Here is a 19,921-nt window from a genome sequence, read left to right on the forward strand (position 1 = left end):
CTGAGCGGTCAGGCGGCCTTTGACGCGGTCGAGCCGAAATGCGGGTTCAGCTCGCCCCTGGCGTAGCGCTGGGCCATCTGGGCCGTCGAAAGGGGCCGGATCTTCGACGCCTGCCCTTCACAGCCGAACTGGACGAAGCGCTCCTGACAGAGTTTGCGCATCGCCTCCTTGGCGGGCTTCAGATAGGCGCGGGGGTCGAACTCGCCGGGCTTCTCGGCGAGGATTTTCCGGATCGCGCCGGTCATGGCCATGCGGTTGTCGGTGTCGATGTTGATCTTGCGCACGCCGTGCTTGATGCCGCGCTGGATTTCCTCGACCGGCACGCCCCAGGTCTGGGGCATCTCGCCGCCGTACTGGTTGATGATGTCCTGCAGGTCCTGCGGCACCGAGGAAGAGCCGTGCATCACCAGATGGGTGTCGGGCAGACGGCGATGAATTTCCTCGATCACATTCATGGCCAGGACGTCGCCGTCGGGCTTGCGCGTGAATTTGTAGGCGCCGTGACTGGTGCCCATCGCAATCGCCAGAGCGTCGACCTGGGTCTCGCGAACGAAATCGACGGCCTGATCCGGATCGGTCAGCAACTGCGAGTGATCCAGCTTGCCCTCGAAGCCGTGGCCGTCCTCGGCCTCGCCCATGCCGGTCTCGAGCGAACCCAGCACGCCCAGTTCGCCCTCGACCGAGACGCCGCAGCTGTGGGCCATCTGGACCACGCGGCGGGTGACGTCGACATTGTATTCGTAGCTGGCGGGGGTCTTGGCGTCCTCTTCCAGCGAGCCGTCCATCATCACCGAGGTGAAGCCGTACTGGATGGCCGTGGCGCAGGTGGCCGGGCCGTTGCCGTGGTCCTGGTGCATGCAGACCGGGATGTGCGGATACAGTTCGGCGAGGGCGTCGATCAGCTTGGCCAGGACGATGTCGTTGGCATAGTTCCGCGCGCCGCGGCTGGCCTGGATGATGACGGGGGCGTTGACCGCCTCGGCCGCCTCCATGATCGCCAGCCCCTGCTCCATGTTATTGATGTTGTAGGCGGGCAGGCCGTAGCCGTTCTCGGCCGCGTGATCGAGAAGCTGTCGCAGCGTGATGCGCGCCATGGGGTGTCTCCTGAGCCCGTATGTTTTACCGGTGGTTTAGCCGCCCTGCGCCTTGAAGTCACGCAATGTAACAACGCAAGCCGTCAGACCCTGAGCGCCTCGACGCCCGGCAGGGGCTTGCCCTCCATCCACTCCAGGAAGGCTCCGCCGGCGGTGGAGACGAAGGTCATGTCGTCGGCCACGCCGGCATGGTGCAGGGCCGCGACCGTGTCGCCGCCGCCGCCGACCGCGGTCAGGACGCCCGCCTTTGCCAGGGCGGCCGCATGATGGGCGACCGCGACGGTGGCCGTGTCGAAGGGCGGCACCTCGAACACGCCCAGGGGGCCATTCCAGATGAGGGTCTTCGAGGCGGTCAGGGCGTCGACCAGGCGCGCGACGCTGGCCGGACCGGCGTCCAGGATCTTGTCGTCCGCCGACAGCGGCTGACCGGCGACGACCGTGCGTGCGGCCGCGCCGGGCTTGACCTCGGTCGCTACGATGAAGTCCACGGGCAACAGAATCTCGCAGCCCCGGGCACTTGCTTCGGTCAGAATTTCGCGGGCGGTGTCGGCCATGTCCCGCTCGGCCAGCGAGCCGCCGATATCGATCCCTTGGGCGAACAGGAAGGTGTTGGCCATGCCGCCGCCGATGGCCAGCCGGTCCAGCTTGCCGACGAGGTTCTTCAGCAGGTCCAGCTTGGTCGAGACCTTGGCCCCGCCGACGATGCCGATGACCGGCTTCTGCGGCTTGCCGAGCGCGGCGTCCAGCGCGTCCAGCTCGCGGCGCATGGACTCGCCGGCATAGGCGGGCAGCAGTCGGGCGAGACCCTCGGTCGAGGCGTGGGCGCGGTGGGCGGCGGAGAAGGCGTCGTTGACGTAGATGTCGCCGAGTTCGGCCAGTTGCCGCGCAAAGGCGGGGTCGTTGGCTTCCTCGCCTGGGTGAAAGCGGACGTTCTCCAGCAGGAGGACGCCGCCGAGGTGCAGATCAGCGATCATGGCCTTGGCCTCATCGCCCACGCAGTCGGTCGCGAACCGGACCGGGGCTCCCAGCAGATGTTCGAGGTCGTCGACCACCGGCTGCAGGCTCATCGACGGCACGACCTTGCCCTTCGGCCGGTCGAAATGCGCCAGCAGGGCCACCTTCGCCCCGGCGTCGCGGAGCCGGTTTATGGTCGGCAGGGCGACGCGCAAACGGGTGTCCTCGGTGACCTTGCCGTCCTCCATCGGAACGTTGAAGTCGACGCGGACCAGGGCGGTCTTGCCGGCGAGGGAGGGGGCGTCGTCGAGGGTGCGGAAGGTCATGCATTTTCTCCTCCGCTCATCCCGGCGAAAGCCGGGACCCGGTGCTTTCGAGAGGCACAACCACCGGGATCACGAGCGGTGCGAAACTGGACGCGGTCATCGCCCAAAGAACCGGGTCCCGGCTTTCGCCGGGATGAGCGGACAGTTTGGTCCTAGATCAGCTTGCTCATCACCAGCGCCGTGTCGGCCATCCGCGTCGCGAAGCCCCACTCGTTGTCGTACCAGGTCAGGACGCGGGCCAGCTTGCCGTCCACGACCTGGGTCTGGGGCAGGGCGGCTGTCGACGAGGCGGCGATGTGGTTCAGGTCGGTCGAGACGAGCGGCTCGGTCGTGGTCGCCAGCACGCCCTTCATCGGGCCGTCGGCGGCGGCCTGGATGGCGGCGTTGATTTCCTCGACCGTGACCTCGCGGCCGGCCACGACCTTCAGGTCGACGACCGAGACGTTGGGAGTCGGCACCCGGATCGACGAGCCGTCCAGCTTGCCCTTCAGTTCCGGCAGGACCAGGCCCAGGGCCTTGGCGGCGCCGGTCGAGGTCGGGATCATCGACAGGGCGGCGGCGCGGCCGCGGTACAGATCCTTGTGCATCGTATCCAGCGTCGGCTGGTCGCCAGTGTAGGCGTGGATGGTGGTCATATAGCCGCGCTCGATGCCGAACAGGTCGTTCAGCACCTTGGCGACCGGGGCCAGGGCGTTGGTCGTGCACGAGCCGTTCGAGACCACGATGTCGTCTGCGGTCAGGGTCTCATGGTTGACCTTGTAGACGATGGTCTTGTCGGCGCCGTCGCAGGGGGCCGAGACCAGCACGCGCTTCGCGCCGGCGGTCAGGTGGGCCGAGGCCTTTTCCTTCGTCGTGAACAGGCCCGTGCATTCGAAAGCGATGTCGACGTTCAGTTCCTTGTGCGGAAGCTTGGACGGATCGCGCTCGGCGGTGACCTTGATCTTGCCGAGGCCGACGTCGATCCAGTCCGCGCCGGTCTCGACCGTGCCCGGGAACCGGCCGTGCACCGAATCGTAGCGCAGCAGATGGGCGTTGGTCTCGACCGGGCCGAGGTCGTTGATCGCCACCACCTCGATGTCGCGACGGCCGTGCTCGACGATCGAGCGCAGGACGAGGCGGCCGATGCGGCCGAAACCATTGATGGCGACGCGGACGGTCATGGGGCGGTCTCCGAAGAAGGGCTGAATGTCGGCGCTTCAATGGAACCGGCGGGCGCGAGGATCAACCCCGCGCCCGTAACAAGGCGTGATCAACTGTAACGCTGCAGCTCAGTCCGTGCGGCGCGCGCGTGGCCCGGGACCGCCGAGGTTGAGCGAGTCCATGGTCACGACCCGCCCCGCCTCATCCCGCGAGAACTGCACCCGTCGGCCCGGGTCTCCCACCACCGTGAACAGGTTCTCGCCCAGTGGCGCGAGCACGACGGGCGGACGACGACCGCGGACGACGTGCAGCCTGTCCCCCACCACCGACACGGTTTGCTCGCCATAGGCGCCGGCGTAAGGCGTCAGGTCGCCTGACCCGGTCGTCGAGTTCATCGCCTGCAGCGCCCAGGCGGCGTCGGTGCGGCTGCTGTCGGCGGCCACTATTGCATCCAGAGCCAGGGTCTGGGCCCGCGTCAGGGCCTGATCCCACGGCACGGCCACATCCGGGATGACGCCCGTCCCTTCCCAGTTGCCGCCGGTGTTCGGGTTCTTCGGCGAGCCCTGCGAGATGAAGACCGCGAAGCCGCCGTCGACGGGGACCATGCCCCCGGGATTGGCCGCCCCGCCCGAGGCCTCGCCGACGATCGTCGCGCGGCGGGCGCCCTGCAGGGTGTAGGGGAAGGCCTCGCCCGCCGAGCCGGTGCGGCCGCTGATCAGCACATAGACGGGAACCTCCAGCCGGGGGCTCGGATGAAAGACCGCCGGAGCCTCGCTCTCGGCGCCCTCGCGGCTGTGGAAAATGTTGTAGATCGGCGCGTTCGCGGGCGTGAAGGCGCTGGTCAGATAGCCCACCATGGACGGGGCTCCGCCGCCGTTGTCCCGCAGGTCGAAGATCACCGCATCGGCGTCGGCGACGAAGGTCAGGGCTGCATCGGCCGCGCGCCGGGCCGGGTCGGCGGGATCGTCGAAGTCGATGTTCGAGAATTGGCGCAGGTCGATATAGCCGATGTTGCCGGGCTGGATCTCGACCTTGCGGAAGCCGTAGTGGCCGCGGGCCTCCATCGGGTTGGCTGGCCGCGCGAGGCGGCGCATCGGCTCGCCGGCCCCCGCCGCCGACGGCGACCCCGGGGCTCGAACGACAGGGCCAGGACCGGGCCGGGCGGGTGCGTTCGGGTCCCAGGCGACGTTGAAATGGGCGTCGAGCGGGCGCAGGCGACGGCTCAGCGCCGCCGCCAGGTCGCGTTCTTCGGTCAGGGCGTCGAAGGCGCCCGTCGCGCTTTCGGCCTCCAGCTCGTCGGCGATGCGGTCTCCGGCGACAGGATCGAAATACAGGTCGCGAATGCGGCCCGCGACGGCCTCGACCGTCTCGCGGGGCGGCGGGGTCTGGGCGAGGGCGGGGAAGGCCGCGATCAGGGCGGCGGCGAAGAACAAGGCTCGCATCAGGGCGTCTCCGTCGGACGATTGACAAGGGGCAGGGTCAGGCGGGCGATCAGGCCGCCGCCAGGCCGGCTGGTCAGGGTCACGTCGCCCCCGAACGCCCGCGCCGCCTGCCGGGCCACCGTCAGACCGAGTCCGGCCCCGCCCGTCTCGCGGCTGCGCGAGCGTTCGGCCCGGTGGAAGGGTTCGAACACGGCCTCCAGCTCGCTCTCGGCCAGGCCGGGGCCGTCGTCCTCGACGAGGATCACCGCACGACCGTCTTCCGACAGCGCCTTCACCCGGGCCGCGTCGCCGAATTTGACGGCGTTGGCGATCAGATTGGCGAGGGCGCGGCGCAGGGCCGCGGGATCGGCCTCGACCGGCAAGGCGGTCCCGTTGGTGAAGCTCACGGCCGCGCCGGTTTCGGAGAAGCCGACCGCGCAATCCTCGGCCAAACCGGCGAGATCGAACCGCTCGCGCCGTTCGGGGGTCGCCTCGCCCCGCACATAGGCCATGGCCTGGGCGATCAGGGCGTCCATCTCCTCGATGTCGGCGGCCATGCGGTCGCGCACCGCCTCGGGGGCCTGTTCGGCCCGGAAGCGCAACCGGGTCAGGGGCGTGCGCAGATCGTGGGCGATGGCCGCCACTGTCTGGGTCCGTCGGCTCATATGGTCGCGCAGGGACGCCTGCATGTCGTTGAAGGCGTGGATGGCGGTGCGGACCTCGCTGGGGCCTGACGGCGTCAGCGGCTCGGCGTCGGGGTCCGCGCCCAGCCGTTCGGCGGCGTCGGCGAAGACGCGGATCGGCCGGGTCAGCCGCCGCGCCATGAACCAGACCAGCGGAGCCAGCAGCAGCATGGATATGGCCAGGGCCAGCAGCACCCGCTGTTGCCACGGCGACAGTAGTCCGCGCGGCGGCTCGACCGTGGCCCAGCGCCCGTCCGGCTGAAGCACCGAGGCGGCGAAGGGCGCGAACGTCAGCTGGTCCGCCAGCACCGTGAACTGGCGCGTCTCGCGGTCGATGATGAAAGCGCCGCTCGATCCGTGCGGCATGACGTGGCGCATGGTCAGCCGGGCCCGGATCTCGGCGCCCTGACGCATCGCCGTCACCTCCCTCGGGGCAGCCGGCAGCGGCGGCTCGGGAGGCGGGGGCGGAGGCGGGGGAGCCGGAGCCGGAGCGGGCGCGGGGCGCCTGCCGTCAACGAAGACGAAGTTGAGATGATCCCGCACGGCGGCGTCCGATGGCGCGCCGATCCGCTTTCCCGGCCGGTCGTGATCGACACGGACGCGCACGGTCTCCGGCTCGACTCCCAGCCGCTGGGCCAGGCCCGCGGTGATGGCCATGGCCATGGGGTCGTCCCGTTCGGACGGATCGAGCTCGGTAGGGCGGTCGGTCAGACGTCGCCGCAGCGTGCGCCCATCGGAAGTCTCGGCCGGCTGTCCCTTCAGCGCATTGGCCGCCGACTCGATGCTGAAACCGGCGGGCCTGGGCTCGGGCGCCAGCAGCACCACCCCGAAGGCCACGGCCTGGGACATGACGACGGCCAGCGCCGCCAGGGCCGCCACCTGGACCAGAACCGGGAAGGACGACGGACGTCTCACGCAGGGCCCCGCGCGCCGGCATGTCGCTCGACCTTGACGTCGAACATGTATCCCTCGCCCCGAAGGGTCTGGATCATCTCCAGGCCCGAGCCGTCGTCCAGCTTCTTCCGCAGCCGACTGATCTGCACGTCCATGGCCCGGTCGAACACATCGGCGTCGGCCCCTCGCGCCCGCTCCAGTAACTGATCTCGGGTCAGCACCCGGCCCGGCCGTTCGGCGAAGGCGCGCAGCAGTGCGAATTCGCCGGCCGACAGGGCGACGGCGCGCCCGTCAGGCCGCGTCAGTTCACGGCGCAGCAGGTCAAGCCGCCAGCCGGCGAAGGCCAGGGCTGGACCCTCGGCTGCCGCCTCATCGCGCGGCCGGCGCAGCACGGCGCGAACCCGGGCCAGCAGTTCGCGGGGATTGCAGGGCTTGGCCAGATAGTCGTCCGCTCCCAGCTCCAGCCCGATGATCCGGTCGGTGTCCTCGCCCATGGCCGAAAGCATCACGATCGGCGGGCCGCCCTTGCCTGACAGGCGGCGGCATACCGACAGCCCGTCCTCCCCGGGCATCATCAGGTCCAGCACGATCAGGTCGGGGGCCCGGCGTGCGACGGCCCGGTCCATCTCGGCGGCCGAGGCGGCGCCTGTCGCGTCATAGCCGTGCTGGCCCAGATAGTCGCACAGCACCTCGCGGATGCCGGGGTCGTCGTCTACGACAAGGATGCGGGGTGCGGCTTCGGCTTGCATGACCGCCATTGTGCCGAACCGGGCGCTCGCCGTCATTTCAGCGCTGAAACATTTCTCGGGCGGCCTGAAACACGGGCGAAAGGGCGGCGTGGTCGAACAACGTGCTTCACAACGGGAACCCACGCCCATGCTGACCCTGATCGCCCTGTCCGCCTTACTGATGCAGGACCCGCCCGCGCCGCCCGCCCCGCCGGCGCCCCCGGCTCCGCCTGAGGTCCACACCCGCTTCATGATGATGGGCGACGGACCCGGCGGCCTGGACAAGGACGGCGACGGCCAGATCTCGCGCGAAGAGTTCGCCGCGCCGATGAACGACCACTTCGCCCGCATGGACAAGGACAGCGACGGCCGCCTGTCGACCGAGGAAATGACGGCCGGCCACGGCGAGCACGACGTCATGATCCGCCGCGGTCCGGGCGGCGAGGGCGGCCCCGGCGCCCACCACTTCGAGCTGCGCCGTCCCGGCGCGCCCGGCGCCCACGCGGGACACGAGGTCCGCACCATGGTCTTCACGGGCCGCGGCGAAAGCGGCCCCCACGGCCCCGGAGAGCACAATGTGATCGTCCGCCAGCTCGGCGGTCCGGACGGCGAGCACAGGATGGACGCCGACAACGATGGCCGCGTCAGCGAGGCCGAGTTCACCGGGCCGCTGCGCGAGGCCTTCACCCGCATGGACGCCGATCGCTCGGGCTTCATCGAGGAAGGCGAACGCGGTCAGGGCCATGACGTCCAGGTCTTCACCCACCGGATGGAAACGCGACAGAATCGTGAAGACTGATCCGCCCGGCGACTTCGTGATTTGAAACCCGGCGAAGGTGCCCTCTAATGGCGCCATGATCTTCCGTCGCCTGTTCGAACGACTGGCCGTGTCAGCCGCGATGAGCCTTGCGCTCTTCGCGGCTCCGGCGTTCGCGGGCGATCCCGCGATCCCGTCGGCGGCCCCGTCCCCGGCTCCTGCCTCTGCACCTGCGGCGCCCAGCCGTGACCGCATCAGGATGAACCAGCGGGTCTTCGACCAGGTCTGGAACGAGGTTCGGCGCGAGTACTACGATCCGCATCTGCACGGGGTCGACTGGAGCGCGGCCCGCCGGACATGGCGGCCGGTGGCGCTGGCCGCTCCGGACGACCGGATGCTGTACCGGTCGCTGCGCGAGATGCTGAATTTGCTGGACGACGACCACGCCGGCGCCGCTCCGCCCGCCGTGGCGCGCCGTCAGGACCAGTTGCGCGCACCCCGCGCCGCCGTCGGTCTGTCCCTGCGCGCCGATCGGGACAATCAGGACAGCTATCTGGTGGAACAGGTCCGCGAGGGCTCGCCCGCGGACGAAGCGGGCGTGGGCGTCGGCTGGCGGCTGATCACCGACGGGGCGACCGGCTGGACGCCGGAACAGGACGTCGTCGAGGGACGGCCACTGGTCCTCACCATGATCGACGCCGAAGGCGCCGCGCGTCCTACCATCCTGAACCCGCGCGTCATGGAGCCTCGCCCGGCCTTCGTCGCCGACCGCACGCGCCCCAATGTACTGGTCTTGAGGGTCGAGGGATTCGAACAGGGTCTGGGCCGCTGGATGGGCCAGCAACTGGCCGATCTGGCCCCGGAGACAGACGTGGTTCTCGATTTGCGGGGCAATCCAGGCGGCCGGCTGATGGAGGCGGATGCGGTGCTGAGCTGTTTCCTGCCGACCAACCGCGCCTGGGCGACCCGCACCTCGCGGAACGGTCGCCGGATCGAGCTGAAGACCGCCGGCGGATGCGGTGGGCTGACCGGGCCTGTCGCCAACGATGTGGCCGTACTGGTCGATGACCAGAGCCGCAGCGCCGCCGAGCTGACGCCTGCCGCCCTGCAGGAGGCCCGTCGCGCCGTCGTGGTGGGAGTGCCGACGGCGGGCGCCGTCCTGATTTCGCAGGAGACGCGGCTGCCGGACGGCGGTCGGCTGACGCTCAGTCGGGCGGACTTTGTGACGTCCGGCGGCGTGCGGCTGGAGAAGCTGGGCGTGACGCCAGATGTCGCGGCGGCCGTGACGCCGCAGGATCGCCGGGCCGGACGGGATCCCGCGCTCGAGGCGGCGGTCGCGGCTCTGGCCCCGCCGCGCCCGGACCGGGCGCAGGCCGCGATCGCCGCGCCGCTCTAGACCGCGACCGGCCTGACCTTCGACGCCGCCAGACGGGCCCGCTCGCGCGCCTGGTCCGTTGTCGCGCCGCGCGCCGTCGCCACCCCCATGCGGCGGCGCTCATAGCTCTCGGGCTTGCCGAACAGACGCAGGTCGGCGGTGGGGACGGACAGGGCCTCGGCGACGCCGTCGAAAGCGATGCCAACCGCGTCCATGCCGCCATAGATCACCGCGCTGGCGCCGGTCTCGCGCTGGCTGACGTCGACGGGCAGGCCCAGGATGGCGCGGACGTGGAGCGCGAATTCGCTCATGGTCTGGGTAGCCAGCGTCACCAGGCCGGTGTCATGCGGGCGAGGAGACACCTCCGAGAACCAGACCTGATCCCCCTTCACGAACAGCTCGACCCCGAACACGCCCAGGCCACCCAGTGAATCCGTGACCTTGCCGGCGATATCCTGCGCGGATGCCAGGGCGGCGGGGGACATGGCCTGCGGCTGCCAGCTCTCGACATAGTCCCCCTTGACCTGCCGGTGGCCGATCGGGGCGCAGAAATCCGTCCGGACGGCTCCGTCGCGCATCGACCGGACCGTCAGCAGGGTGATCTCGAAATCGAAGTCGATCCGGCCCTCGATGATGACCGTCGCAGTCTCGACCCGCCCGCCGGACTGGGCATAGGCCCAGGCGTCGGCGACCTGATCGAGAGACTCGACGAAGGACTGGCCCTTGCCCGACGAGGACATCACGGGCTTGACGAAGACGGGCAGGCCGATCTGTTCGGCGGCCTCGGCCAGGTCGTCGGCTGACGAGGCGAAGGCGTAGGGCGAGGTCGGCAGGTCCAGCTCTTCCGCCGCCAGTCGCCGGATACCCTCGCGGTTCATGGTCAGCTGCGTCGCTCTCGCGGTCGGAATGACGACGGCGTGCCCGGCCGCCTCGATCTCGGCCAGGACTTCTGTCGCGATGGCCTCGATCTCGGGCACGATGATGTGAGGCATCTCCGCCGCGATGACGCCGGCCAGGACGTGCGGATCCGTCATCGGAATGACGTGGCTGCGGTGCGCCACCTGCATGGCCGGGGCGTTGGGATAGCGATCGACGGCGATGACCTCGACGCCCAGCCGCTGCAGCTCGATCGCGACCTCCTTGCCCAGTTCGCCGGCGCCCAGAAGCATCACGCGAACGGCGGAGTCAGAGAGGGGCGTACCCAGGCGCATGGTTCAGTCTCCGGCGGTCAGTTCGGGGGCGTTGGAACGGCGTACAGCCGCCGGAACGCATCCAGCGCGGCCCCGTGATAGATGGTGGCGTGGGTTTCGTCCGGACGCGGCTCAAACGTCCAGCTCACGCCGGGCAGGGCGTGATCGCGCAGGTTGGTGGTCAGCGTATCCATCAGCGCCTGCGCCTCGGCGCCCTCGTTCCCCATCGTCAGGATCAGGGTGCGCGGGTCGTTGGAATGATCGCGCAGATGGGCGCCCGACTGCCGGGCCAGCTTCCCGCCGTCCCACCACAGGCTGGGGCTGATGGCGACATAGGCGTCGAACATCTGCGGTTCCTTGAGGAAAGTCTCGACCACGAACAGCCCGGCCAGAGACTCGCCCATCAGCCCCGTCTCGCCGCTGGCGCGGAAGCGCCCCTCGATGAACGGCTGCACCTCCTCCGCGACGAACCGCCGGAACCGGTCAGTGTGTCCCTGCGTCGGATAGCGGGCGATCAGCTCGGCGTTGTCGGTCGGCAGGGCCAGCTCGTTGCGGCGATCGACCGAGGCGATCCCGACCACGATCACGTCACGGGTCGTCCCGTTCACCGTCCCCAGTTGCGCCAGGCCCGAGATGTGGTGGAAGTCCTGCCACGTGGTCCCGCCGTCCAGCAGATACAAAACCGGATATCGTGCCTCGCTCTCCGCATATCCGGGCGGCAGCCAGACGTTGATCTCGCGCGTCGCGCCCATCACCGTCGAGGGCAAGGCGTACGACTGGCCGATGATGATCGGCGTCGGCTCCGACTGCGCCGCGACCGGCGGTGCGGCCGCCAGAAGCGCACCGGTCATCAGCAGGGCCGCCATCGCCGTTCGCAACATCACTTCGTCTCCCTGACTGGCTCGATCAGATCCCAGGCGTTGCCGTAAAGGTCCTGGAACACGACCACCTTCCCATAGGATTCCTGTCGCGGCGTCTCGCGAAATTCCACGCCCGCGGCGGTCCAGGCGGCGTGATCGCGGATCAGATCGTCGGTCTCCAGAAACAGCCAGACTCGATCGCCTGCCTGTCGGCCGACGGTCAACCGCTGGTCTTCGGTGGTCGCCCTGGCCAGCAGCAGCGACGTCTGGCCGCCCTTCGGCGTGACCCGGACCCAGCGTTTGCCGCCGCCCATGTCCGTATCCTCGCTGAGCGCGAACCCCAGCTTCCCGACATAGAAGGCGATGGCCTCGTCATAGTCACGGATCAGCAGGGAGACGGCGCCGAGGTGGGCCATCAGCCCTCGAGCCGCGCCTTGACCGCCGCGACCACGGCGTCCGTCGTGATGCCGAACTTCTCGTACAGGACCTCCGCCGGGGCGCTGGCCCCGAACCCGGTCATGCCCACGAAGCCGCCGTCCTCGCCGATAAACCGCTCCCAGCCCTGCTGGATGGCGGCCTCGACCGCGACGCGGACCGTGCCGCGGCCGATGACCTTGGCCTGGTATTTGGCGTCCTGCTGGAAGAAGAGCTCGAAACAGGGGACCGAGACGACGCGCGTCGGCGTGCCTTCGGCCTCCAGCGCATCCGCCGCGGCCAGCGCCAGCGCCAGTTCCGTGCCCGTGCCGAACAGTGTCACCTTCGCCGAGCCCTTGGCCGCCCGGATCTCATAGGCGCCCCGGGCCGACAGATTCTCCGACGCCGCGACAGTGCGCACGGCCGGCGTCTTCTGCCGCGACAGGGCCATGGCCGACGGCGCGGCCCTGTGCTCCAGCGCCGCCTGCCAGCATTCCATGGCCTCGACCGTGTCGGCGGGGCGGAAGACCAGCAGATTGGGAATGGCGCGCAGGGCGGCCAGATGCTCGACCGGCTGGTGCGTCGGACCGTCCTCGCCAAGGCCGATGCTGTCGTGGGTCAGGACGTGGATCGCCCGCACCCCCATCAGGGCGCCCAGCCGGATCGCCGGGCGGCTGTAGTCCGAGAACACCATGAAGGTGCCGCCATACGGGATGAGCCCGCCATGCAGCGCCATGCCGTTCATCGCCGCGGCCATGCCGAACTCGCGGATGCCCCAGTTGACGTACCGGCCCTCATAGGTCGGCGCGTCGAAGATGGGCGTGCCCTTGACGAAGGTGTTGTTCGAGCCGGTCAGATCCGCCGAGCCGCCGATCAGTTCGGGAATGGCCGCGAACAGTTCGTCCAGCGCCGCCCCCGAGGACTGACGCGTGGCCTGGGCCGGCTTCGTCTCGACCAGTTCGGCTATCCGGGCGTGCAGTTTGTCGAAGGCCCCGGCGGGCAGGTCGCCCTTCATGGCGCGGGTGAAGTCGGTGGCCTGGGAGGATGCGTTCAGGCGGGCTTCCCACGCCTTGCGCTCCTTGGCGCCCCGACGGCCGACCTTCTTCCACGCCTTGTCGACGGCTTCGGGCAGTTCGAACGGCTCGTGCGTCCAGGCCAGGCCCAGGCGGGTGGCGGCGATCTCGGCGGCGCCCAGGGCCGCGCCGTGCGTCTTGTGGCTGCCTTCCATGGTGGCGGCGCCGCGGCCGATCTTCGTCTTGCAGGCGATCAGGGTCGGCTTGTCCTGCCGGGTGGCCCACTGGAGGGCCGACTTTATGGCCTTCATGTCGTGGCCGTCGATGGCCTTCACGGCCCAGCCCGCCGCCTTGAAGCGCGCCTTCTGGTCGGTGGCGTCAGACAGCGACACCGCGCCGTCGATGGTGATCGAATTATCGTCCCACAGCACGGTCAGCTTGTTCAGCCGGTACCGACCGGCCAGCGCGATCGCCTCCTGCGACACGCCCTCCATCAGACAGCCGTCGCCGGCTATGACCCAGGTGCGGTGGTCGACCAGATCGTCTCCGAACCGCGCCGCCAGATGGCGCTCGGCCATGGCGAAGCCGACGCTGTTTGCCAGACCCTGACCCAGCGGACCGGTGGTGGTCTCGACGCCCGGCATGTGGCCGTACTCAGGGTGACCCGCGGTCTTCGAGCCCCACTGGCGGAAATTGGACAGCTGTTGCTTGGTCGCGGCCTTGTAGCCGGTCAGGTGCAGCAGGCTGTAGATCAGCATCGAGCCGTGCCCGGCCGACAGGATGAAACGGTCGCGGTCGGCCCAGTCAGGGCGGCTTGCGTCGAACTTCAGAAATTTCGAGAACAGCACCGTCGCCACGTCGGCCATGCCCATCGGCATGCCCGGGTGGCCGCTCTTCGCCTTTTCGACCCCGTCCATTGACAGCACCCGGATGGCGTCGGCCATCTGCCTGGGGGTGGCCTTTGCGGATGCGTTTCTGGGGTCGGTCACGGGGAGGACCTTTCGTCGGGAGGCGGAAAAAAGGAAGCGCGCCGCTTTACCCCGGCGTTCGCGCGGGTTCTATACGGATTCTGGAGGATGTGACCCGAATGGATGCTGCTTCGGCCGCCAAGGACCGTGTCGACCGCGCGCTGGCTTTGCTCGAGCGCCGGTTGCTGGATCTCAAGGGACGCGCGGCCGGATCCAGCCGCGTTCCCGACGACGATCTGTTCGCGCCCGAACCCTCGACCGAGACAGACCGGCTGCGCATCCACGAACTGGAAGCCGCGGGTCGCGATGCCGCCGAAGCCCTGTCCCGCGCTGCCGACGCCATTCGCGACAGCCTGGCCGAACAGGAGGCCCGCTGATGGCGACGGTGACCGTCGAGATCAACGGCCGCCCCTACGCCGTCGGTTGCGCTGACGGCCAGGAAGAGCGGGTCCGTACGCTGGCCAGCCAGTTCGACGGCCATGTGCGTCAGGTGGCCGGTGAAGTGGGCCATGTGGGCGACATCCGCCTGTTCCTGATGGCCGGATTGATGCTGGCCGACGAACTGCATGAGGCGCGCGCCAATGGCGGCGCCGCGCCGGCCTCGTCCGCCGCCGCCAACACCGACGGCGTGGCCGAGGCCCTGAACGCCGTCGCTGCCCGGCTGGAAAAGATCGCCCAGGGACTCTGACGCATGGGTGCCGGAACCCTGTCATATTTGTCATTTGAGGAAATGTATTAGCGCTTATATATCTCGCTCATGACCTATTCTCTCCGCTCCCACGGCGTCCTGCTCCGTCGCCTCATCGACCATCTGGATGGGGCGGTGGAGCAGGCCTACATCGACGCGGGCCTTGACTACCGGCCCCGCTTCACGCCCATCCTGCGGACCCTGCTCAACCATGGCCCGGCAAGTCTCCGCGCCCTGTCCGGCCATACGGGTGTCACCCATTCCGCCGTCAGTCAGACCATCGCCCAGATGGCGGCGCGCCGGTGGGTCTCGCTCGAGCCCGGAACGGACGCCCGCGAACGCATTGTGACCCTCACGCCGTTCGCGCTTGAGCAATTGCCGCGGCTGGAACGATGCTGGGCCGCCACCGAGGCCGCCTCCCGCTCGCTGGACGAGGACCTCGGCCAGCCCCTCGCCGATGTCCTGATCCGGGCGCTCGAAGTCCTTGAGCGCCGTCCGCTTGCTGACCGCCTTGCGGCGGCTCTTTTCCCCGATCCTGGAGTCATTTGATGAATTGCCCCCGCCTCATGCTTTCCGTTTGCGTTCTGGCCTGCCTTGCCGGAACCCCCGCTCTCGCCCAGCGCGCCGCGCCGACGGCGGTCGCCCGCACGGAAGCCCAGGCCCCGTTGAGCGCCGAGCAGCGGGCCGCCGCCGTCGCCGCCGTCGTCCTGGCGGTGGAGAACCGGTACGTCTTCCCGGATCGCGTTCCGGCCATCCGGGACCGACTGAACGAGGGGCTGGCCAGCGGACGCTACGATACCGCCGACGCGGGCGTCTTCGCCCAGCGAGTGACGGCCGACCTGCGCGAATCCAGCCGGGACGGGCACATGTACCTGAACCACGACCCGGCACAGTATGCGGCGGCGGCCGGATCGGAAGCGGAGCCCGAGGACAATCCGGCGTTTCAGGCCATCTGGGCCGCCGCTGCCCGGCGCAGCAACAATGGCCTGACCGAGATGCGCATCCTGCCTGGCAATGTCCGCTACCTGCGCATCAGTCAGTTCCACTGGGTCGCCGATCGCACGGGGCAGGCCTATGATGACGCGATGCGTTTCATGCGCGATGGCGACGCCCTGATCATCGATCTGCGCGGCAACGGGGGCGGTGATCATGCCGCCGTGCGCTATCTGCTCAGCCACTTCATGGAGCCTGACAAGCTGGACATCACCTTCCTGGAGGCAGGCAAGGATCCGGTTCAGTCGCGGACGCTCGACAACCTTCCCGCGGGTCGCCTGCACGGAAAGCCGCTCTATGTTCTGATCAGCCCGCAAGTCGGTTCGGCGGCCGAGGCGTTCGCCTATGACGTCCAGCAGTTCCGGTTGGGAACGCTGGTCGGCGCGACCACGGCGGGCGCGGCGAACAATAACACCTTCGTTCCCGTCGCTCCCGGCTTCATACTGAGCGTCTCCTACGGGCGGCCCGTGCACCCGGTGTCTGGCGCGAACTGGGAGGAAGTGGGCGTCAGTCCCGACGTCGCCGTCGATCCGGCGACCGCGCAGGACACGGCCGCACTGCTGGCTCTCAAGACGCTTCTGGCCCGCGCCGAGGCCGATCCGGCCGACCGTGCCGATTGGGCGTGGGCTGAAACCGGCATCGAGGGGCGGTTGCATCCGGCGACCATGACGCCGGCCCGTTTGCGGACTCTGGCAGGAACCTACGGCGGTCGCGTCATCCTGTTCGAACAGGGAAAACTGTTCTGGCGCCGCGCCAGCGGCCAGAAGGTCGCGCTGGTCCCGATGGCCGCCGAGGGCTTGTTCACCGCCGAAGGCCTTGACGACCGCCTGCGCCTGCGACTGACCGGCGAAGCCCTCGAGATGCATTGGGTCGATGAGCCGGCGCCGTCGCGTTTCGAAAGGGACTGAGCCGCGGCCATTGTTCCGCCCCGGCGGAAGGACTATCTTGGCCGACGGCGGGTCTTGCTGCGGCCCTCGTCGAAGGCAACATTTCCTTGCGACCTTAATTCACTCGAAGGGAGCTGTCCCTGACCAGGCTCGTGGGCCTGGGCACACGGCGCCCACCTGGCTACCCAGGTCGAGAGGATTTAAACGTCCTTCACGGTTCTTGCGGCGCCGCCACCCTCTCTCTTTGCGCTACCGCTCGCCGCGCGGCGGCCCCCTGCGTGAACGCGGTTGAGCGCCAACGCCCTCGCGGCAAGGCGGCGCTTGAGCCGCCCGGGCGCCCGCGCTACGGCTGCCGGGCGTGTTCGACGCGGCCGGGCGGTTTCTCCCATGACCGACAAGCATCAGCTCCGCGCCACCATGCGGGCCATGCGAAAGCGTCTGGCCGGGCTGGATGCGGGCGCTTCTGGTCGGGCGGCGAAGCAGGCGAGCGCCCTTCCGCCGGGTCAGATCGTCGCTGTCTATCGCGCCATCGGCTCGGAACTGGACGTCGACGCCCTGTCGATGGCCCTGAGCCGCGCGGGCCGCGAGTTGTGCCTGCCGGTCGTCATCGAACGGGACGCCCCCATGATCTTCCGCCGCTGGTCGCCCGGCGAGCCCCTCGAACTGGACGAGGCCGGCGTCCCCGCGCCCTTCCCGCTGGCCGAGATCGTGGTCCCGGACCTGATCCTGACCCCGTTGCTGGCCTTCGACGCTGACGGCGGACGGCTGGGACAGGGGGGCGGCTACTACGACCGGACTTTCGCGGCGTGGCCGGATGTCCTGCGCATCGGCTTCGCCTACGCCGGTCAGGAGGTCGAGCGCCTGCCGGTCGAGCCGCATGACATTCGTCTGCATGGCGTTCTGACCGAGACCGGCTATAGACCCTTCGCATGAGACTGGCTTTTTTCGGTGATGTCGTCGGCAAGTCCGGACGGGACGGCCTGAGCGACCACCTGCCTGGCTTGAAGCGCGACCTGAAACTCGATTTCGTGGTGGTGAACGCCGAGAACGCCGCCGGCGGTTTCGGCATCACCGAGAACACGGCGCGTGATCTGTTCATGGCCGGCGCCGACTGCCTGACGCTGGGCAACCACAGCTGGGACCAGCGCGAGGCCCTGACCTATATCGTGCGCGAGCCTCGGCTGATCCGCCCGCTGAACTATCCACGCCTGATGGACGCTCCCGGGGCCGGGGCCAACCTGTTCGAGACCCACAGCGGCAAGACCGTGCTGGTCATGAATGTGCTCGGCCGCATCCACATGGACCCGATGGACTGCCCGTTCAGCGCGGTCGAGAAGGAACTGGCCGCCTGTCCGATGGGCATGGCCGCCGACGCCATCATCGTCGACATGCATTGCGAGGCCACCTCCGAGAAGATGGCCATGGGCCATTTCTGCGACGGCCGCGCCTCCCTGGTCGTCGGCACCCATACCCACGTGCCCACCGCCGACTGCCAGATCCTGACAGGCGGCACCGCCTATCAGACCGACGCCGGCGGCTGCTGCGACTATGACTCGGTCATCGGCAACGAGAAGGAAGAGCCCCTGCGGCGCTTCACCACCCGGCTGTCGGGCGGACGCTATGTTCCTGCGCACGGCCCGGCGACGGTCTGCGGCGTCTATGTCGAGACCGACGACAAGACGGGTCTGGCCACACGGGTCGAGCCGATCCGGGTCGGCGGGCGGCTGTCCCAGGCGATTCCTGTCCTGGCTTGACGAAACAGTTTACGTGCGTAATCTGTATGGATTACAAACGTAATCCATAGGTCTCACCATGCGTCTTCCCCTGCCTACTGCGACCGCCGGCCTGATGCTGGCCTCATTGCCCGGCGCGGCGTTCGCGCAATCCCGCCTGACCTTGTCCGGCGTCTTCGCCGATGCGGACGAGACCATGAAGGCTCTGATGATCGCCCTTGTCGCCGCCTCTCTCGCCGCGGTCGTCGTCACGGCGCTCAAGCTGGCCTCGGGCAGGCGGCTGAACGGCGGCTCGGCGTTCGTATCCGCGCTTCGGTTGGGCGGGCCCTTGATGGGGTTGGTCGGCGCAGCCTTCGTCCTGCTTATGGGCTTTATCGGCATCGCCAACGCCAACGGTCCGGTTCCGGTGACCGTGCTGGCGCCGGGCTTCGCCGAAGCCGCCTTGCTGTTCCTGCTGGGTCTGATCGCAGGCGTCGTGGGGGTGGTCTGCCACTGGATCATCGAGTCCCGCATTGACCGGGCGGTGCTGCAATCCTGAACACGGCGCGCATATCGGTCACCCAGGCGGAGAGCGCGGTTCTCGCTGCGCTCTGGCGGCGTGGCCCGCTGTCCTTCGCCTCCCTGATCGAGGAGGTGAAGGCCGCCAACGCTTGGGGCGACGCCACCATCAAGACCCTTCTGCATCGCCTGATGCAGAAAGGAGCCGTGCGCTCGCAGAAGGAGGACGGCCGCCAGCGCTATCACGCCGTCATCGACCGCCAGGCCTATGTCGAGGGCGAGGTGCAGGATCTGCTGGACCGGCTGTTCGACGGCAAGCCGGATCGCCTCGTCGCCCTGCTGGCGGAGCGGCCGGACCTGTAGCTCCGGAGGGCGGACGCACCGCCGCAGTGCTCCAAGCCGTAAAAAAACGGGGAAGGGCGCATCCGAACGGCGGTGTCCGGGCCTCTGGTCTCCAGATCCGGAGCCCTGCCCATGCTGAAACTTCTCGCGGCCGTGATGGCCCTCGTCCTGCCCGCCGCCGCCCTGGCGCAGACGCCTGAACCGGCGCCGATCGAAGTAATGGTGCTGGGGACCTACCACATGGGCAATCCCGGCCAGGATTTGCACAATGCCCGGATCGATCCCGTCACCACTCCGGCGAAACAGGCCGAACTCGAGGCCGTCGCCGAGGCGCTGGCGCGTTTCCGGCCGACGGCCATCGCGGTCGAACAGGTGGCGCGGAACCAATCCGATATGCTGGATCATCGCTATTCCGCCTTCACGCCGGCCGACCTGCTGACCAATCCGGATGAGCGGGTTCAGATCGGCTATCGCCTCGCTCACCGCCTTGGGCTGGAGAGGGTCTACGCCATCGACGAACAGGATCGCGAAGGTCAGCCCTCCTACTTCCCGTTCGAGGACGTCCAGAGCTGGGCCGAGGCCAACGGCCGTTCGTCAGTGCTGGGGGCCATGCACGAACAGGTCGCGACGATGATCGGCGAGATGGAGGCACGCCAGCAGGCCGACACGGTCGGCGGCGTGCTGCGGTGGATGAACAGGCCGGAGAGCGCGGCGTCGGACCAGACCTTCTACACGGCCATGCTCGCCTTCGGGGCGGGCGACATCCAGCCGGGCGCCACCCTTAACGGCCGCTGGTACACCCGCAACGCGCTGATCTTCGCGCGCCTGATGCAGGCCGCGAAGCCGGGCGACCGGATCGTGGTCATCTACGGCTCCGGCCACAGCTACTGGCTGAGGCAGTTCGTCCAGACGGCGCCGGGGTTCCGGCTGGTCGAGGCCAACGATTATCTGCCGCCGGCCTGA

General features: G+C 69.0%; 21 protein-coding genes and 1 other RNA gene. 12 read left to right on the top strand and 10 right to left on the bottom strand.

The features are described 5' to 3' along the window. Positions 1-8: 8 nt before the first annotated feature. From fba to PSV23_RS03425, 6 genes are all read right to left on the bottom strand, one after another. Positions 9-1,094, bottom strand: a complete 1,086-nt coding sequence (gene fba / locus PSV23_RS03400; protein WP_300466105.1) for a class II fructose-bisphosphate aldolase — start codon at positions 1,092-1,094, stop codon at positions 9-11. Between the two features lie 83 nt (positions 1,095-1,177). Further along, entirely contained in the window at positions 1,178-2,374 is a 1,197-nt protein-coding gene (pgk, locus tag PSV23_RS03405; protein ID WP_300466106.1) for a phosphoglycerate kinase, read from the bottom strand. Positions 2,375-2,526: 152 nt separating this feature from the next. Continuing rightward, positions 2,527-3,534: a type I glyceraldehyde-3-phosphate dehydrogenase gene (gene gap / locus PSV23_RS03410; RefSeq protein WP_300466107.1), complete on the bottom strand. Its 1,008-nt coding sequence runs from the start codon at positions 3,532-3,534 to the stop codon at positions 2,527-2,529. Between the two features lie 108 nt (positions 3,535-3,642). Beyond that, positions 3,643-4,956, bottom strand: coding sequence for a S41 family peptidase (locus tag PSV23_RS03415; protein WP_300466108.1), 1,314 nt, complete (start codon positions 4,954-4,956; stop codon positions 3,643-3,645). Next, positions 4,956-6,533, bottom strand: coding sequence for an ATP-binding protein (locus tag PSV23_RS03420; protein ID WP_300466109.1), 1,578 nt, complete (start codon positions 6,531-6,533; stop codon positions 4,956-4,958). The genes PSV23_RS03415 and PSV23_RS03420 overlap by 1 nt, the downstream gene beginning before the upstream one ends. Next, positions 6,530-7,261 (bottom strand): response regulator, encoded by a 732-nt coding sequence (locus tag PSV23_RS03425; protein WP_300466110.1) that lies wholly within the window; start codon positions 7,259-7,261, stop codon positions 6,530-6,532. The genes PSV23_RS03420 and PSV23_RS03425 overlap by 4 nt, the downstream gene beginning before the upstream one ends. Here PSV23_RS03425 and PSV23_RS03430 point away from each other — a divergent pair. Then, positions 7,260-8,039, top strand: a complete 780-nt coding sequence (locus PSV23_RS03430; protein ID WP_300466111.1) for an EF-hand domain-containing protein — start codon at positions 7,260-7,262, stop codon at positions 8,037-8,039. The two genes, PSV23_RS03425 and PSV23_RS03430, sit on opposite strands and share 2 nt — an antisense overlap. Before the next feature lie 55 nt (positions 8,040-8,094). Further along, positions 8,095-9,393 carry a S41 family peptidase gene (locus tag PSV23_RS03435; protein ID WP_300466112.1) on the top strand — a complete coding sequence of 433 codons (1,299 nt, stop codon included), beginning with the start codon at positions 8,095-8,097 and terminating at the stop codon, positions 9,391-9,393. Here the strand turns inward: PSV23_RS03435 and purT are convergent. From purT to tkt, 4 genes are read right to left on the bottom strand one after another with little or no spacing between them, the layout of a single operon-like run. Continuing rightward, positions 9,390-10,583, bottom strand: coding sequence for a formate-dependent phosphoribosylglycinamide formyltransferase (gene purT / locus PSV23_RS03440; protein ID WP_300466113.1), 1,194 nt, complete (start codon positions 10,581-10,583; stop codon positions 9,390-9,392). The two genes, PSV23_RS03435 and purT, sit on opposite strands and share 4 nt — an antisense overlap. Positions 10,584-10,600: 17 nt before the next feature. Beyond that, positions 10,601-11,443 carry an alpha/beta hydrolase gene (locus tag PSV23_RS03445; RefSeq protein WP_300466114.1) on the bottom strand — a complete coding sequence of 281 codons (843 nt, stop codon included), beginning with the start codon at positions 11,441-11,443 and terminating at the stop codon, positions 10,601-10,603. Then, positions 11,443-11,838: a VOC family protein gene (locus PSV23_RS03450; protein WP_300466115.1), complete on the bottom strand. Its 396-nt coding sequence runs from the start codon at positions 11,836-11,838 to the stop codon at positions 11,443-11,445. The genes PSV23_RS03445 and PSV23_RS03450 overlap by 1 nt, the downstream gene beginning before the upstream one ends. Next, a complete protein-coding gene (gene tkt / locus PSV23_RS03455; protein ID WP_300466196.1) occupies positions 11,838-13,793 on the bottom strand; it encodes a transketolase in 1,956 nt (651 codons plus the stop codon). The genes PSV23_RS03450 and tkt overlap by 1 nt, the downstream gene beginning before the upstream one ends. 143 nt (positions 13,794-13,936) lie before the next feature. Between tkt and PSV23_RS03460 the strand changes: the two genes are divergently transcribed. From PSV23_RS03460 to PSV23_RS03505, 10 genes are all read left to right on the top strand, one after another. Continuing rightward, a complete protein-coding gene (locus tag PSV23_RS03460; protein ID WP_300466116.1) occupies positions 13,937-14,194 on the top strand; it encodes a hypothetical protein in 258 nt (85 codons plus the stop codon). Beyond that, the gene (locus tag PSV23_RS03465; RefSeq protein WP_300466117.1) at positions 14,194-14,505 is read left to right on the top strand and encodes a cell division protein ZapA; all 312 of its coding nucleotides are present in this window, start codon (positions 14,194-14,196) and stop codon (positions 14,503-14,505) included. Before PSV23_RS03460 ends, PSV23_RS03465 begins: the two co-directional genes overlap by 1 nt. 69 nt (positions 14,506-14,574) lie before the next feature. Then, positions 14,575-15,054, top strand: coding sequence for a MarR family winged helix-turn-helix transcriptional regulator (locus PSV23_RS03470; RefSeq protein WP_300466118.1), 480 nt, complete (start codon positions 14,575-14,577; stop codon positions 15,052-15,054). After that, a complete protein-coding gene (locus tag PSV23_RS03475; protein WP_300466119.1) occupies positions 15,054-16,406 on the top strand; it encodes a S41 family peptidase in 1,353 nt (450 codons plus the stop codon). The genes PSV23_RS03470 and PSV23_RS03475 overlap by 1 nt, the downstream gene beginning before the upstream one ends. A gap of 51 nt (positions 16,407-16,457) precedes the next feature. Further along, positions 16,458-16,618: non-coding RNA, 6S RNA (ssrS, locus tag PSV23_RS03480), on the top strand. 154 nt (positions 16,619-16,772) lie between these two features. Further along, positions 16,773-17,318: a 5-formyltetrahydrofolate cyclo-ligase gene (locus tag PSV23_RS03485; RefSeq protein WP_300466120.1), complete on the top strand. Its 546-nt coding sequence runs from the start codon at positions 16,773-16,775 to the stop codon at positions 17,316-17,318. Next, the gene (locus PSV23_RS03490) at positions 17,315-18,139 is read left to right on the top strand and encodes a TIGR00282 family metallophosphoesterase (RefSeq protein ID WP_300466121.1); all 825 of its coding nucleotides are present in this window, start codon (positions 17,315-17,317) and stop codon (positions 18,137-18,139) included. The genes PSV23_RS03485 and PSV23_RS03490 overlap by 4 nt, the downstream gene beginning before the upstream one ends. A gap of 58 nt (positions 18,140-18,197) precedes the next feature. Next, entirely contained in the window at positions 18,198-18,656 is a 459-nt protein-coding gene (locus PSV23_RS03495; protein ID WP_300466122.1) for a hypothetical protein, read from the top strand. A gap of 11 nt (positions 18,657-18,667) precedes the next feature. Further along, a complete protein-coding gene (locus tag PSV23_RS03500) occupies positions 18,668-18,979 on the top strand; it encodes a BlaI/MecI/CopY family transcriptional regulator (protein ID WP_300466197.1) in 312 nt (103 codons plus the stop codon). 111 nt (positions 18,980-19,090) lie between these two features. Next, positions 19,091-19,921 carry a DUF5694 domain-containing protein gene (locus tag PSV23_RS03505; protein ID WP_300466123.1) on the top strand — a complete coding sequence of 277 codons (831 nt, stop codon included), beginning with the start codon at positions 19,091-19,093 and terminating at the stop codon, positions 19,919-19,921.

The organism is Brevundimonas sp. (assembly GCF_029946145.1).
GTDB lineage: Bacteria > Pseudomonadota > Alphaproteobacteria > Caulobacterales > Caulobacteraceae > Brevundimonas.